10 protein-coding genes are annotated in these 15,589 nt (G+C 54.2%); 3 read left to right on the top strand and 7 right to left on the bottom strand.

Annotated elements, in window-relative coordinates; all coding sequences use genetic code 11:
• Positions 1–15: 15 nt before the first annotated feature.
• The 3 genes from FJM65_RS15595 to FJM65_RS15605 form a co-directional block, all read right to left on the bottom strand.
• On the bottom strand, positions 16–2,307 hold the full coding sequence (locus FJM65_RS15595; protein ID WP_140622477.1) for a LamG-like jellyroll fold domain-containing protein: 2,292 nt from the start codon (positions 2,305–2,307) through the stop codon (positions 16–18).
• Positions 2,308–2,576: 269 nt separating this feature from the next.
• Positions 2,577–3,581: a PorP/SprF family type IX secretion system membrane protein gene (locus FJM65_RS15600; protein WP_140622478.1), complete on the bottom strand. Its 1,005-nt coding sequence runs from the start codon at positions 3,579–3,581 to the stop codon at positions 2,577–2,579.
• A gap of 6 nt (positions 3,582–3,587) precedes the next feature.
• Entirely contained in the window at positions 3,588–7,259 is a 3,672-nt protein-coding gene (locus FJM65_RS15605) for an Ig-like domain-containing protein (RefSeq protein ID WP_140622479.1), read from the bottom strand.
• 372 nt (positions 7,260–7,631) lie between these two features.
• On the opposite strand from FJM65_RS15605, the gene FJM65_RS15610 reads away from it, so the two are divergent.
• The 3 genes from FJM65_RS15610 to FJM65_RS15620 are packed head-to-tail and all read left to right on the top strand — an operon-like array spanning position 7,632 to position 11,524.
• Positions 7,632–9,101, top strand: a complete 1,470-nt coding sequence (locus FJM65_RS15610) for an MBOAT family O-acyltransferase (RefSeq protein ID WP_140622480.1) — start codon at positions 7,632–7,634, stop codon at positions 9,099–9,101.
• 6 nt (positions 9,102–9,107) lie between these two features.
• Complete coding sequence (locus FJM65_RS15615) at positions 9,108–10,247, top strand: alginate O-acetyltransferase AlgX-related protein (RefSeq protein WP_140622481.1); 1,140 nt, start codon at positions 9,108–9,110, stop codon at positions 10,245–10,247.
• 41 nt (positions 10,248–10,288) lie between these two features.
• Positions 10,289–11,524, top strand: a complete 1,236-nt coding sequence (locus FJM65_RS15620; RefSeq protein WP_140622482.1) for a glycosyltransferase family 61 protein — start codon at positions 10,289–10,291, stop codon at positions 11,522–11,524.
• 12 nt (positions 11,525–11,536) lie between these two features.
• Here FJM65_RS15620 and FJM65_RS15625 read toward each other — a convergent pair whose 3' ends face one another.
• From FJM65_RS15625 to rfbC, 4 genes are all read right to left on the bottom strand, one after another.
• Positions 11,537–12,751 (bottom strand): glycosyltransferase family 4 protein, encoded by a 1,215-nt coding sequence (locus FJM65_RS15625; protein ID WP_140622483.1) that lies wholly within the window; start codon positions 12,749–12,751, stop codon positions 11,537–11,539.
• A 16-nt stretch (positions 12,752–12,767) separates the two neighbouring features.
• Positions 12,768–13,541: a nucleotidyltransferase family protein gene (locus tag FJM65_RS15630; protein WP_140622484.1), complete on the bottom strand. Its 774-nt coding sequence runs from the start codon at positions 13,539–13,541 to the stop codon at positions 12,768–12,770.
• Positions 13,542–13,607: 66 nt separating this feature from the next.
• Positions 13,608–14,969, bottom strand: coding sequence for an NAD(P)H-dependent oxidoreductase (locus FJM65_RS15635; RefSeq protein WP_140622485.1), 1,362 nt, complete (start codon positions 14,967–14,969; stop codon positions 13,608–13,610).
• A gap of 46 nt (positions 14,970–15,015) precedes the next feature.
• Positions 15,016–15,579 carry a dTDP-4-dehydrorhamnose 3,5-epimerase gene (gene rfbC / locus FJM65_RS15640; protein WP_140622486.1) on the bottom strand — a complete coding sequence of 188 codons (564 nt, stop codon included), beginning with the start codon at positions 15,577–15,579 and terminating at the stop codon, positions 15,016–15,018.
• Positions 15,580–15,589 lie beyond the last annotated feature (10 nt).

Consider the following 15,589-nt stretch of genomic DNA (forward strand, 5'->3'; position numbering starts at 1 on the left):
GCTCTCTCAGAAGACTTAGCGGTTTACCACCAACTTCCGGCTGACAATGCGCTTACTCGATACAATCGTCAGGACGTAAATGCCTGGCCTATACGCTGTGGTTATTGGAAGCTGCAACTGCAGTTGCCCAAACTCATCCACCTTTTCCTGCCGATCCACAAGCCTGAGCCCGCGCAAATCAGCCACATAAAATTGCACCTCCTCCCCCGGGGGCAGGCCACGCAGTTCCGCAGTCACGTCACCGGTGTTGATAGGGTTTGGATAAACCCTGAAGTAGGTGGATGTAAGGCTTTTGTTTTCTACTTTGATGATGTTGGAGTAGGTATACTTGCCGTCTTCCTTCACTATCTTCAAACGGTAGTACCCGGCTTCCGGCAGGGGATCTATATCGGTAAAGTTATAGACCAGCGGCGTGTTGCTGTTACCCGCTGCCGCCACATCGCCCAGCTTTTCGAACTGCTCTGTATCAGGAGCGCGCTCCACCTCAAAGTGCGAGAGCCCGGCTTCGGCCATGGTTTCCCAGGTGAGCAAAACCCCGCCGTTTGCAAATTCTCCCTCAAAACGCACCAACTCTGTGATGGCCTCATACACATTTTCGTACCGCTCCTTTATTTCTTCCGCAGAAAGCACTCTTCCAAACAGCTTCACCTCATCCAGGATGCCCTGGTAGTGATAACCTTCGCCATCGTTCAGGTAGCCTATGTTAACCGCAGACCTGCTGGCAAAGCCATACGTGTACGTATGATTTCCAGAGGCTACCTTTTGCCCATCCACATACAGTTCGGTAAGCCCGGACCCGCCATTTCTGACAGCCACCACCTGGTGCCACTGATCATCATTCAGACGGGCGCCGCTGCCGCCAACGTAAATGCCATCCCATTCAATATCTAACAGCTGAAAACCGGCACGCCCTTCGGCATCCAGGCCCACCCACCAGTGCGCCTCCGAGTCTTTGGCGTCGCGGCCAATGAGCACACGGTTACCGGCTGTGCCGGCCCCGCTGCGCAGCCATAGCTCTATGCTAAAACTCTCGTCAGCGTTCCAGTCAAAGTTATAGCTCTCTTCTACATTCAGGCCGTCGTCCTCGCCGTCAAACTGCTGCCCCCCCGACACTACGCCGGTAGTGGCCATGGGCAAGGTGTTATCGCTGCCGGTGGCATGGTAGGGCGTATAATAATCGTGGTATACAGGCCCCCGGATCTCGTGCAGCATCCAGTGGTGCAGCATACCGGCGGGCTCGCCTATTTCCTGCTTCACAACTATTGTAAATTCCTGCTGATCAGACCCTGCGCTGTTGGTGACGGTAACGGTTACAGGGTAGCTTCCGGTGGCCGTGGGCGTCCAGGTGATATTGCCCGAAGAAGCATCAATTGACATGCCCGCAGGCGCCTCGGTGAGTGCGAAGGTGGGCGCCGGCTGCCCCACGGCCTGCACCTCATACCTATACTGCTGGCCTACCACGCCGTGGGTAACCGCTTCCGACATTATCTGGGGCAGCACCGTTTGCGGGCCGCAGTAGCTACCGGAGCCGTTGTTATACCTTGCCCGCACTTCTGTCTCGCTCAAGTCGCGGTTGTATACCATCAGTTCGTCCAACAGGCCGTTGTAGGCATAGCCTTTGTTCAGGTCCATGAAGCCGATGTTCACCGGCGATGTGCTCTCGAAGTTATCCTGGTAGTTAAACTCAAAGCGGGCCACGGCATAGCCATCCACGTACAGTTTGTTCAGGCGCAGGCGGCCGTCGCGCACTATTGCGATGTGGTGCCAGTTGCCGTCGTCTATCTTCACGCCCTCTCCCACGGTGCTAAAGCCGGTACGGGTCCTGTCGTAGAGGTCGAACACAGCATGCCCATCGTCGTTCATGCCAAGCCACCACATCATATTTGAGTCTTTCGCATCGCGGCCAATAAACACCTGGTTGCCAGAGGCGGAGCCGGAGGATTTCATCCACAGCTCAATGGTGAAGCTACTGTTGGGGCCCCACTCGAAGTTTTCTATGCTTGATAAGGAGATTGCGGGGTTTTTACCTTTGAAGGCCTGCGCTCCGGCAAAGAGGCCTTCAGCGGGGGATGGGCATGTGGCACAGGTGGCCGTAGCCGCAGAGGCGTAATCAGCATAGGTGCCGCCGGTCGTTTCGTCCAGGCCGAAGTAATGCACCAGGCCGCTGGGGCAGCTGGCCGTTGCACCTGCCTGGGCAAAAGCACTTCCTGCTCCGATGAAGAGCCATAGCGAAAGGATCAGAAGCCAAAAGTATAACCGCCTCCAGCACAGGAGCCGGCTTGTATTTGGGTATATAGGATATGCCATGTAAGTAACGCTAATTGGGCGCCTGCCACCAGGAAAACGGCTCAGGCAAGTACAAATTTGCCGCAGCACCCACAAGTATAACCAATTCAACTATAAGCTTTTACACACACTTGCACCTATACTGCCACATCATCTTATAAGTATAGTACGCCAATTATATAGCTTGGTTTAAGCAATAAATGCCATACTGCTCCGGGTACTTATTTGGCGGCGAGAGCGGCACAATTCTTTTAGCCAAGCTCTTTGGCAACAGCGTAGATCCCGATGCTTTACCAGATGAGTACCCTTTGCCTGCCTCTTTTACTGTTGCTGCTTGCAAAAGGCATAAGGCGGTAGCTAAGCGTGATTTCGTTGGTTGATTTGTCGATGGCTTTAGCATCCTGCGTGGGTGATTCATAAGTATAGCCAACAGAAAGCTGCTTCAGGCGCACGCCTGCCCCTAAAGTATAGGCCAGGTTGTTGCGGTAGCCACCTGCCACCCAGAACGCATTGTTGTACACGGCTTTCAGCTGACCCTCTACTGTGGATTTGTTGTAGCTGTCGTACTGGTAAATGCCGTTCAGGATGATGCCGGCCATATCCGTTACGCCCACGCGGTAACCTGCCTGCCCCACATGGCGGCGCGCGTAGAAGTCGCTCAAGTAATCGCTGCCGGTGGCGAGGAGGCTGCCCTCGGTTACATCTATCAGGGCATAGCCTACATAAAGGTTCTGCGATGTAAGCGAGATACCCAGGTTAAGATCACCTCTGCCGCTGTTGTTTTTTTGCCCCAGCAAGCCGCTGTACCGCGGGTCGCTCTCCTGGTCCACCGTCAGGCTGTTCCCGTCCAGGCGGTGCGAAGTATAGGTCAGGGCAGCGCCCCAGCGAAGGCTCACCCGCTCCGACAGCCTTACCGCCGAGCCGTACCCCAGGTTCACCTGCATCTCGCGGGCTGGCCCGAACTGGTCATGGAAAAGCGTCAGTCCCAGGCCGTGGCGTGCGCTTATATCTTCGGTCCGGTCACGGCTATCCTGGCCATTGGCAAAAGGCCTGTTGCTATCCCTGCCTACCCGCTGCAAGTCCAGCTCAGCAGAGAGCAGCACCGTTTTAGGCGCGTCTTCAAAGCCGGTCCATTGGTTGCGGTAGGCGCTGCGAAGCAGCGGCCCCTCATACCCGGTAAGGGATGGGTTGTAATAATGTTTGAACTGCGAAAAGTTGGCCAGCTGTTTTCTGTTCTGCGCCTGTACGGCGCCCGCTAACAGGGTCATGCAGAAGCCAAGTATAAAAATTCTCATCTGTTGCTATTTAAGTACGGTTATCACCCCTTTCTCCACCAGTTTTATATCTTTAATCTGGATGATGTAGAAGTATGAGCCTGCCTGCACGCGGCCATCTTTTCCACGTCCGTCCCACCCTTCTTCCGGGTTTGTTGTCTGGAACAGCAGTTTGCCGGCCCGGTCAAAGACCTGCACCGTAGTATTGTTATAGTAGCGCAGTTCCGGCACTACCCAGGTGTCGTTGATGCCGTCGCCGTCAGGCGAGAAGGCGTTCACCAGCTTTATTCCCCCGTCCGGCTCGTACAGCGACTTTGTGAGGCGGAAGCTTCTGGAAAAGGAATTGTTATAGGGGTCGGTGGTGCGTACGCGCACCGTAAACACCGATTTGCCGGAGAGTCCTTTGTTCGAGATCAGGTGCAGTTCATTGCCGTACAGCTCAAACAACTGGTTGTCCTGGTCCCCTTCGCCCTGCTCAAACTCATAGGTAAAGGTATCGTCATCCGGATCGGTGGTGGCAAAGGTGCCGATCACCTCCTCAGGCTCAATATCAGGTTGGAACTTATCGTCGCTTAGGGTGAGGGCTGACGGCGGCTGGTTTGGCTCTACCGTTACCGTTACGCTGGCTCGCATGTTCTGGGTGTTGCTGGTGTTTTCCTTCAGCTCCAGTTGCCCGATAACCAGGTAGTCGCCCGGCACTTCCCCCTTATAGTCGCCTGGCTGCCACACCACGTTTATCGTCTCCTTTTCTCCGTTAGAGTAACTCACTTCTACCTGGTCTGGCAGCTCCAGCGCATCAAAAGTAGTTCTGAACTTCACGCTGAAATCAGAAGGGTTTGCCACGGCCACGATATCTTTGGTGATCTTCTCCACCTGCGCCGTCACTTCCTCTCCTTTGTTGCCCGCTTCGTCTACCAAGTATAGCCTTACCGTCAGCAGACCGTCCGACAAGCCAGTCAGGTCTAAATCCTGCACGGCAAAGGTTTTTGCGGGCACCGTTGCCGACCCCTCTACAGCCTCTCCCCCATTGCTACTGCTGATGCTGTAGAAGTAAGTGGCACCTACTTCTGCCTCACGCACGCCCAGATCCACTTCGTGCTGGTTGTTCACGTCTACGCGCTCCGTGTCGAAGGCAACCATGTAGCCCGCAGGCGCTGTGGCATCGTAGGTCAGCTGGAGCAGGTTAGACGCCTCGTTCGGGTTGCCCGCCAGGTCGGTTACCTTTCCTTTGGCCAGGCTGATGCGCACCTCCCCGTCAGCACTTGGTACCACGTTGGCAGTATAGGTGGCCTTGTCTGTTGCCGAGAAATTCTCCAGACTGGCGTTTTGCAGGCTCAGGTCATTCTCCACTAACGTATACACATCCTCTGAGAAGGTGATCGTGATCGGGAAACTGCCGTTGGCGGTGGCGCCGGCAGTGGTGGCGATTTCCGCTTCCGGGGCCGTCAGTTCTACCGTTACGGTAAAGGCTTTGCTCGCTGCACTCTCGTTTCCGGCAGCATCTGTGGCTGTGGCCGTAAAAGTATAGGTTCCTGCGGCCAAGGCTGTCTGCTCGTGGCTATAGGCCCAGTTGCCGCTAGCGTTGGCTTGTACTTCCCCCAGCGGCTCTCCCTGCAGCAAGACGGCTACCATAGTCCCGGCTTCGGCCTGCCCGCTTAGCTTGATGGTGTTGTCTGCTGTAATCTGGTCATCGCTTGCAGGGCCCCGGTCTTCGGAAACGCTGGCCACCACAGGAGCCTCCGGCGCCTTGGTATCAAGCGTCCAGGTAAAGGCGGCAGGGCTTGCGTCAGTGTTTCCGCCGGCGTCCGTGGCGCGGACTTCCAGGGTATGCTCTCCGTCCGACAAGCTATTTGCGGTATACTTGTTCCCAGCAATTGCTGCGTATGCTCCTCCGTCCAGGCTCACCTCATAGCTGACGTTATCTTCGTTGCTGCTAAAGGTAAATTCCGGCTCCGCTGTGTTGCTGATAGCGTCAGGCCCCGCGGCAATGGTGGTTTCCGGTGCTTTGGTGTCAACTGTGAAGGTTCTGACGGCGCTGGCAGCGCTCACGTTTCCTACTTCATCGGCGGCTTTTGCCGTTATTCGCTGTTCCCCCTCGGCCAGGGCGCTTGCGGGTGTAAGGCGCCAGGTGCCATCGCTGCCGGCGGTGGCGGTGCCGATGCGGGTGTTTCCAGCAAAAACGCTCACCGTAGTGGCTGCTTCTGCCGTGCCGGAAATAGCTGGTTTATTTTCGTTAAGTATGGCTCCGCCTGCAGGTGCTTGCACGACAGGTGCGCCGGGAGCTTTGGTGTCTTGCACCCAAGTATAGCTGGCAGGCGTTGCATCCATGTTGCCGGCCTGGTCAATGGCACGCACCTGCAAGGTATGCTCCCCATCGTTGAGCCCGTTTATACTATAGGGGTTAGCCGCGGTGGCAAAAGCGCCGCCGTCCATACTTACCTGGTATGTTACGCCAGCCTCATTGCTGCTAAAGCTAAACTTAGCCGGCACCTCGTTAGACAGCTTGTCAGGTTGGCTGGCAATAGTGGTTTCGGGAGCCTGCGTGTCTATTGGCGTCAGTTGCCTGTTTAAGTACCTGTTCAGCACTTTAAACCAAACAGGCGCCATCTTGCCATAGCCTTCGTGGGTTGGGTGTAAGCGATCTGCCATGTCGCCTCCGTTGGAGGCAAACTCATAAATGATGTTGGCGTCCGCCATGTCCACCAGTTCCAGCGCATCGCCCTGGCTGATTCTATTCTTCACCAGCGCCTCTACCTGGGCATTATACTTGTCGATGATGTCGTTTTTGGTGTAAACCGGCCCACGGTAGCAATCGGTTGCCGTACACACAGTTTTGATGATCTTGGCTACAATGACCAGTACTTCTTTCCCGGAGCGCTGCTCATACTTTTCGATTTCATCCAGGATCTCCTCCATCTCATCGGTTGTGCTCTGGGAATTGTCCACGCCATCGTTGCTGATCTCGTTGGTACCGGTGTGTAGGAGGATGATATCGGGCTTAAAGTAGTCAAGATAGTTCACCTGTTGGTCCAGGCCAAAGCGCTCGTTGTCGTACCAGCGGTAATAGTAGCCGTTTTGAAGGATTTCCACGAGGTCTCGGTTTCGGGCACCGCCAAAGCCGGCATGGTTTACATCCTGCACATAGTTACTGCCTGAGGACTCGCTTCCGATATAATCAAACTCAATGTTGCTTGCCTGCAGCTCCTGCTCCAGTTTGTCGCGGTAAGCGGCTTTATCATTTATTGGAATGTCTGAGGAGCCACCTTCAGTGTTGGAGTCGCCCAGGGGCATTATCCTGAACACGTGGTTTTCGGGATAGGTGGTGGCGCTGGCCACATTGCTGTAGGGCGTGTCGCCGCTGCCGGTGGCTTTTACCCGGTAGTAGGCTTTTTGATTATAGTATAGCTCTGTGTCGCGGTAAGTGGTTGTGCCGGCGCCGAGGCTCTTCAGCACCACAAAAGTGCCGGCAGTACCTGTCACAGATTTTTCTACAACATAACCGGTGGCACCGCTCACGGCCGTCCATTTAAGGGAGATGGCACCTACCAGAGAAGTTTTCGCTGAAAGTGAGGGAGCCGCAAGGGCGGCTGTCGCCGGGGGAGCTGCCGCAGAGGCTGTCGGGCTGGTGCAAACGCCAGTAACACAGAGCCATATCAACACAAAAACTGTAAAGCGCCGTGCGTAAATGTATAAGGGCATATATAGTAAGAATAGTAATGTCTGCAAAAACAACTCCCTATATAACGGTAAACCTATGCCTGGGTTACCAATATGCGTTACCTCCTATTCCGGCCCGGCAAAATATAGGATCCTTTTCACCAAAACATCCCTATCACCACACCGTAAAACTGTGTCGGGCAAACTCCCCTAAAGCTGCTCTAATATGAAGGTATCTGAGTATTTAAAAAAATATATGCTGTTGGGCACAACCTTTTAGTGCAACTTCTATATAATGTTATAAAGGTCGATCCTCTAATGCACAACCCTTCCACCCAAGACACCGCTGTTATGACTGCATAATCTGACTGATGCTGCCTGACAACCTTTTACACCCTTACACCTGAAGATCGTATGCTTTTTAATTCTATCGAATTCTTCATTTTTTTCCCGGTAGTCGTTACCCTCTACTTTCTGCTCCCCCCAAACCGGCGCTGGATTCTGCTGCTTGTAGCCAGCTATTACTTTTACATGTCCTGGAAGGCGGCCTACGCCATCATACTTGTTATCTCCACGCTGATAGACTACAGTTGCAGCCGCATGATGGGCCGCTACGAAGACAAGGCAAAGCGCAAGCCCTGGCTGTGGCTTAGCCTTGTTTCCAACCTGGGCATTTTGCTGCTGTTCAAATATTACAACTTCTTTAACGACAGCGCCCGTGGCGTGGCAGAGGCTTTAAATGTGCCCTACGCCATGCCGGCTTTCGAGCTGCTGCTGCCCATGGGCATCTCCTTCTATACTTTCCAGACGATGAGCTATAGTATAGATGTGTACAACGGGCGCATCAAGCCCGAGCGGCACCTGGGTATTTTTGCGCTGTTTGTCACGTTTTTTCCGCAGCTGGTGGCCGGGCCAATAGAGCGGGCAGGCAACCTGCTGGGCCAGTTGCGCCAGCACCATGACTTTAACTATGCCCGCGTGGTAGCCGGTTTGCGCCGCATGGCCTGGGGCTTTTTCAAAAAGATTGTGATAGCCGACAACCTGGCCCTGATGGTGAACCAGGTATACAACAACCCCACCGACTTCGAAGGCTTCTCGCACATTTTGGCCTCCGTCTTTTTCGCTTTCCAGATCTACTGCGACTTCTCGGGCTACTCCGACATTGCCATCGGGGCAGCGCAGGTGCTGGGCATCAGGCTGATGGAAAACTTCCGGAGCCCTTACTTTGCCAAGTCCATCCCGGAGTTCTGGAGCCGCTGGCACATTTCGCTCTCCACCTGGTTCCGCGACTACCTCTACATACCGTTGGGCGGCAACCGCGTGGTGAAGTGGCGCTGGTACTACAACCTGTTCATTGTGTTTATGGTGAGCGGCCTATGGCACGGCGCCAGCTGGACCTTCGTGATTTGGGGGGCACTGCACGGCATCTACCAGGTGTTCGGCATCCTTACAAAAGCCCAGCGCAATGCCTTTGTGCGGCAAATCGGACTCACCGCTCACCCCCAACTATACAAGTGGGTGCAGGTGCTGACGGTATTCTTCCTGGTATGCTTTTCTTGGATATTTTTTAGAGCCAACACCATCACGGATGCCTTCTACATTGTGGGCCAGAGTGCGGCCGCAGTAGCCAACCCGGCCCAGCTTTTCGCTTTAGACTGGAGCCACGATATATTCATGGATCAGGGTTTCAAAATATTTGCGGTTTCTATTTTAGCCATTATGGTTATGGAAACCGTACACCTTATACAGCGAAGCGGCAGTGTATCACAGCTGATTATGCAGCGCCCAGCCTGGCAACGTTGGGGTTTATACTATGCCGCCATTGTTTCAATTCTGCTTTTTGGGCAGTTTGGACACCAGGAGTTCATTTATTTTCAGTTTTAGGAAAGTATGACAAAAGATATACAGGACAAAGGTGCAAAACGACTGTTGCGCAAGCTATTTCTGCTGGCGTTGCCCTTTATACTGTGGCCGCTGGTGGAGGTATTCGTCTTGCCGATGAACTACTTCACTTTCCGCATCTGGGAAACCATATCGGTAAACTCCATGCGCGTGATGTCCGGCCCTTTTTACCCGAACGTGCACATGCAGATGGAGGAAGAAGGTGAGCTGGCTCCGCGTACGCCCTATGCCCAAAAGCGGCAGGTAGAGTGGTATACCGATGCGTACGGCTACCGCAACCGCGACACCAAAAACGACGTGCTGCTGATCGGTGACTCCAACATCACCGGCGCCAAGCTATCGCAGGAGGAGACGCTGGCAGAGGTGCTGGAGCGGAAGCTTGGCCTGGATGTATACTCTTTTGCGCCGGCAACCATGAACCGCTTTCTGGCTACCGACCGCTTTCAGGAAACTCCGCCCCAACTCGTGATCGTGTCCAGCATCGAGCGCCGCATTCCAGATCTGCCCGCCGTGGGCCAGAACGGCATCAACTCCAAAGTCAGAAACTTTACCGGAAACCTGATCAACTCCTCCCGCGCCCTCACCTGGCTGGCTGTTACCGCTGACCGCATCTCCAAGCTGGGGCTGTACCACCGCACACTGGCCGACATCAACCGGGCCTTCGGGAACCGGGAGTACATCAACTATAACAACGAGTTTTTTATTGAAGGCGAGTATGCCAACCGCGAATTCTCGGAGAATGACCTGAACCATATTGCCGATGTCCTGACAGGCTACCGCGACGCGTTGGACGAGCGGGGCATCCGGTTCATCTTCCTGCCCATCCCTAACAAAGAAAATATTTATTACCAGCTGCTTCCAAACCAGAAAAAGGCAACTTTTCTGCCCCGCCTGCTCCAGAAGCTGGATAAGCGCGGCGTGGAATACGTGGACCTGCAACCTGCGTTCCGCAAGCTTTACCAGCAGCAGAAGGTTCAGTTATACCCCACGGATGACGCGCATTGGAACGAGGTGGCTGTGCAAGTGGCGGCAAAGCTACTCACCAACCACGCTACCGTGGCACAACTGCAGGCAACACCTAATCAAGCAAAAGAAAAGAACATGCTGGTAGAGTATAAGGAAGAATAACCGGCATCTAGTTAAATCGAAAAGTACACCCATACATATTCATGAAAATGAAAGCTTACTATAACAAAGGCACAAAAAAATTAAAGAAGATATTCGGGAGGATCATTCCCTTTAACACACAATACCGCCCTGGCGACGTTTGCCGCATCAACCTGGAGCAACTTACCGAGAATAACTCACGAGAAATAAGAGTACACCCGATTTACCTGGGGCTGACGACAGACCTGAACATCTCGGAGCACCTGTACGAAGCATGCTCGGAGTACTGGAAGCCAAAGCGCAAGGTACAGACCGACTACATGGTGGTGGAAGCGCCAAACGGCCGCATTTACACCGACAACGAAAGCAGCGTGGCAGTGGTATCGCAGTATAACCGGTTGATTGAAAATGTGTCGCTGAGCTTGTCGGGAGGCAAGGTATCGGAGCCAAACCTGAACAACATTTTTGAGCAGCGCTACTTTATGCCGCCCGTGAAGTATAACGGCACCGTTTTCTCGCTGCTGACCGGCGGTGCTGGCCTTAACAACATCGGGCACTGGTTTTTGGATGTGCTGCCGCGCCTGCACCTGCTGCGCGAAAGCGGCCTCTACGATAAGGTAGACTGGTTTTATGTGCCGAGCATGCGCTATAGCTACCAAACAGAGACGCTGGAGCTGCTAGGCATTCCGAAAGAGAAAATCATTGAAGGCGACAAGTTCCCGCACATCGCCGCTGACTGCATTATTGCCTCTACTGCCCCGCGTGGCAACCACACGCTGGTGCCTAAGTGGCTTTGCGATTTTATTCAGGAGTCGTTTATGCCGTATGCCGAGGAGGACTCTGACGTGATCACACCGGAAACGCCATACTTATACATCAGCCGCTCCGACTCCAAAATCCGCAACGTGCTGAACGAGCAAGAGCTGCTGCAGGCGCTGGAGCCTTACGGCTTTAAAACGGTGGTGTCGAGCCAGTTAAGTATAAAAGAGAAGATAAAGCTGTTTAGCAAGGCAAAAGTAGTGCTGGGCGCTACAGGTGCCGGGCTCATCAGCATGTTCTTCTGCAAGCCGGGCACCAAAATGATTGAGATCTTTAACGAAGGCTTCGTGATAGAGCCCTTCTACGACATCGCCACTAAAATCGACCTGGACTATGAGTATATTATTTGCCAGGGCAACAAGCGCGTGCGCAACGCTGACCAGGGCCAGCGCGAGCACTTAGTGGTAGAAACCGACAGAGTGCTCGAAATATTGGACAAAATGAAAAAAGACAGATCTAAAAGCGTAGAGGTCGCTTAAAGACACGGAACTTTAGAAGAGGCCTGCCTCTGCAGCTACCGCTGCGGAAGCAGGCTTTTCTTTTAGCGTTACGGCCTGTTGGTAAATATTCACCAGCTGCTTATAGTTTGTTTCCGAAGTATAGTTCTCCAGGTAGTCCTGTCGGGCCTGCTTGCCCATACTTGCCGCTAAGCCAGCATGACGCTCTAACTCCTGCACCTTTTCGCAAAGATCCTGCGCGTTGCCCGGCTCAAAGTGCAGGCCGTTGTGCTGGTGCTGCACCAGGTACTCCCCGCCTCCGATTTTAGAGGCAACGACAGGCGTACCCGTAGAAAAGGCCTCAATAATGGACATGCCGAACATTTCCGGCCACTCTGAAGGAAAGATCAACCCTCTGGCCGATTTTAGCTCCTCTACCACTTTATCCCGCTTCTGGTATCCTAAATACTCCAGGGAGGAATATTTTGCCGCATGCGCCTCTACCATACTTCTAAGAGGCCCGTCTCCAACTACTTTGAGTTTAAACGGATGCAGCGCATGGGCTTTTAGCAAGGTATCCAGCCCTTTTTCCGGAGAGAGCCTACCCACAAACAGAAAATAATCTTCCCGCTCAGGATTGCCAAGGCCCAGGTCTGCGGTAAAGTTCGGCTTCACCACCAGCTGCTCCGGGCGGGGGTTTAGGGAGGAGTCCTGGAAAAGCCTGGCCGCGCCGGGCGTTAAGGTGATCAACAGATCTACCTTATTCCTAAAAGTGCCTAGCAACTTGTGCAGCCCGGTTGTAAGCACCACAGAGGCTGTCTGGAAGCGCGAGTCACGGTAGGCCCGATCACGGATGGCTGCCGCGGGAAAAATTTTGTGCACGTTCTCCATGTGCAGTTTGCCGTGGTAATGGATGTAGGAACTGGGGCAAATGAGGCGGTAGTTGTGCAAGGTCATCACCACCGGCACGTTCAGCTTCTGGCACACATAAAAAACCGCCGGAGACACCAGCGGAAAGAAGTTGTGCACATGCACCACATCCGGCCTGAGCTCCTTAATTTTTTCTTCCACGGCACGGGCACCCTTAGGGTTATACACTATCCCCAAAGCAGCCTGTAGTTTTTCTGAGATGCTGTTCACGTCGTTGTTCGTGAATGTCAGTTTTTCCACGGTATGGCCGTGCTCCTCCAGCAAGGCGGCTTCTGCAAAAAAGACGGTGTCTTCGCCACCTGTCTGCTTGTAGTGGTTATGAACTAAAAGTATGCGCATGAAGTATGATTGATGGTCAGGATAAAGTATGAATGGCCTTTTGAAGGTCTTGCGGAGTGCCCACATCCAGGCAGCTGCCTTTGTCGAAGTATACGCTTTGCACCTTTAGCCCGTTAAGTATGGCCGCCTGCACCACCTCCCCCACGCTCAGTTCTTTGCCGGAAGTATGGAGTTGCCCCTCTACCTGCTGCAGGTGCTGGTGCATGAACTCAGTGAAGCGCGGCCCCCAGCTGGCAATGGCCCAGCCATAAGTCAGGTTTGAAGCGGCGGGCTTGTGAAGTATAGTTTTCACATCTCCACCTTCTCCTGTTTCCACCATGTCCCATTTGTGCGGATGCGTCACTTGAAAGCATCCCAGCACCACGTCGGCATTGGTTTGCTCCTGCCGCTGCAGCAGCTGCTCAAAGGCATCTTGCGGCTCAAACAGGATATCCGGGAAACCAAATACCACCCGCTGCCGCCGCACAAAAGTATAAGCCTGGTCCAGAGTGTAAGGACACCCGTAGGGCCGCTGCATGATGAGGTACGCCAGGGGCAGGTTCAGTTGGCTGCCGTCGCCGTAGTAGTTGGGAATGTCCCACTTGCCTTTACGGAGAATAAGGTATGCCTGCCCGGCCCCGGCCCGCTGCATGTGCTCCAGCAGGTACTGCGACACCGGCTTGGGGCGTGGCTCGCCGTGCTGCGGGTGCGGCTCAAACCCTACCGGAAACAGCTCCTTACTAAAAGGTATAGGCGCAAGCCGTGAACCAAGGCCCGCAGCGGGTACAAGTCCAACTACATCAGTTGCCATGATAAAAAAGCCGCGCACCGCTGGTAGGCGATGCGCGGCATATGGTTTAGTTTGATAGTGATACGCTTAAACGGAAGCCTCCGCTTTTCTATTCAAATGTTTCAGGGCTTTAGCACGAGCTGCCTCATCTGTGGCGGCAAAGTAAGCGGCCTGCTCCTGGCGCAGCTGGTCTACCAGGCGTCCTTCCGGCATCACCACGTCATCATACGTAATTACCTGGTCTTTCGGGATGTCGCGCTTCAGCACGCAGCCTTCAGCCACACCAATCGGCAGCAGTCTTTCCTCGGCTGTGGTGTCGGCGTTCTCGCAGAGGCCATAGGTCATGTAGTGGCCAATGCCATCAATCACTTCGCCTGCCTTCAGGTCTATCTTGGCGGCGGCCACCACTTCTACTTGTGGCGCTCCCATCGGCGTGAGGGCAGCATCATTAAACAACACGGCACGCGCCACGGTGTTCGGCACCTCGAAGTGGCATAGGTGGTATGGGGTGTAGAACAGGTATAGCGGCCCCTCGCCCAACTTGTACAGGTTCAGGTAGTGCTGCTGTATCGGGTTGTCGTGCGTGCCCAGTACGAAAACGCCCGGCCCTGGCTCAGCGCCCACCACGTAATCCACAATGCCCGGGCCTTCGGTCAGGTCCTCGAGCGGGTACAGGTTATGCACGCAGTCTTTCAGCGATGTGCCGCTCGCCACGGTTGGCCCGTGCATGCCGCGCTTGGCCACACGCATACCGGTTCCATTGGCGATAATAGCTTGCTCAAAAGAGATCTTGCTGCCATCAGCAAAGGAAGTCACCATCGACGGCTGCTGGCCCCACTTCTTAGCAAAGCCCTCCTGCGTGGTCGGGTTACGGTACGGGTCGTGCAGGCCTTTGATGTTGCCGCACAGCACCGGCTTCACGCCCAGGCCTTTCACAAATCTGTAAAGGTTCATGGTCACGCCTGGCTGGTCGCCGTCGGCATTGGTGAACACCACACCGGCTTTGTCAGCGTATACTTTCAGGATCGGCCCAATGGTACCGTCCACCTCGGCATTCATCATGATGATGTGCTTGCCGTTGTTGATGGCCGTTATAGCTACGTTTGTACCGAACTCCACGGCGCCCGTAACTTCAATTACGGCATCAATCCCTTCGGCCTGGCACAACAGCATGGCATCCTCGGTAACGCTATACTTGCCCTGGCGGATATTCTCCTCCAGTTCGGTCAACGAAGTCACTTCCTGCACATCCTCGATTTCGGCCTGGCTATAGGCCAGCCTTGCTTTGTCCAGGGTGCGGTTCGAGATGGCTACCAGTTCCATCCCTTGGGTATATTTACAGATCTGGAGGGCAATGCCACGGCCCATGAAGCCGGCTCCTACCATGGCCACACGCACCGGATTGCCTTCTGCCTGGCGTTTGGCCAGGGCTGTATCTACTATTATCATCTTTGAAGTATAAAATTAAGGGTTAACGAAGCAAAAGCTGCCGGTATTACACCAGCAGCTTTCCTTTAGATTCTTCCTGCCCCTCCACAAAATCCGGGTGGGCCTGGTCTTTTTCTGAAATGATGATTGGCTCGATCGGCCACTCGATATTGAAGGCCGGGTCGTTCCAGCGAAGGCCGCGTTCGGCGCCCGGGGTATAGAACTCGGTTACCTGATAGGTTACGTCGGTGTTATCCTCCAGCGTGATGAAGCCGTGGGCAAATCCTTCCGGCACGAACAGCATGCGGTAGTTATCGGCAGTCAGTTCCACACCGATCCACTGCTTATAGGTCTCCGAATCCGGGCGCATATCGATGATCACATCGTAGATGGCGCCACGGGTGCAGCGCACCAGCTTGGTTTCCTCGTTCGGGGCCAGCTGCATGTGCATGCCGCGCAGGGTGCCTTTTTTCTTGTTATAGGACACGTTGGTCTGGCGGATGTCGTTAGTCAGGCCATACTCCTCGAACTCTTTCTGGCAGAAGGAACGGCCGAAAAAGCCGCGTTCGTCCTCAATCCGCTTTACGTCTAGAATGTATGCTCCCTTGAGCTTGGTTTCTGTAAAAATCATTGGCTTGGGT

Origin of the sequence: Pontibacter mangrovi (assembly GCF_006385705.1) — a bacterium.
In the GTDB taxonomy this organism is placed as follows: Bacteria; Bacteroidota; Bacteroidia; order Cytophagales; family Hymenobacteraceae; genus Pontibacter; species Pontibacter mangrovi.

Excerpts from the sequence above, each read along its gene's own strand:
- FJM65_RS15595 (WP_140622477.1), bottom strand. The coding sequence starts at position 2,307 with ATGGCATATCCTATATACCCAAATACAAGCCGGCTCCTGTGCTGGAGG.
- FJM65_RS15630 (WP_140622484.1), bottom strand. The coding sequence starts at position 13,541 with ATGGCAACTGATGTAGTTGGACTTGTACCCGCTGCGGGCCTTGGTTCA.
- FJM65_RS15615 (WP_140622481.1), top strand. The coding sequence starts at position 9,108 with ATGACAAAAGATATACAGGACAAAGGTGCAAAACGACTGTTGCGCAAG.
- FJM65_RS15635 (WP_140622485.1), bottom strand. The coding sequence starts at position 14,969 with ATGATAATAGTAGATACAGCCCTGGCCAAACGCCAGGCAGAAGGCAAT.
- FJM65_RS15620 (WP_140622482.1), top strand. The coding sequence starts at position 10,289 with ATGAAAATGAAAGCTTACTATAACAAAGGCACAAAAAAATTAAAGAAG.
- rfbC (WP_140622486.1), bottom strand. The coding sequence starts at position 15,579 with ATGATTTTTACAGAAACCAAGCTCAAGGGAGCATACATTCTAGACGTA.
- FJM65_RS15605 (WP_140622479.1), bottom strand. The coding sequence starts at position 7,259 with ATGCCCTTATACATTTACGCACGGCGCTTTACAGTTTTTGTGTTGATA.
- FJM65_RS15600 (WP_140622478.1), bottom strand. The coding sequence starts at position 3,581 with ATGAGAATTTTTATACTTGGCTTCTGCATGACCCTGTTAGCGGGCGCC.
- FJM65_RS15610 (WP_140622480.1), top strand. The coding sequence starts at position 7,632 with ATGCTTTTTAATTCTATCGAATTCTTCATTTTTTTCCCGGTAGTCGTT.
- FJM65_RS15625 (WP_140622483.1), bottom strand. The coding sequence starts at position 12,751 with ATGCGCATACTTTTAGTTCATAACCACTACAAGCAGACAGGTGGCGAA.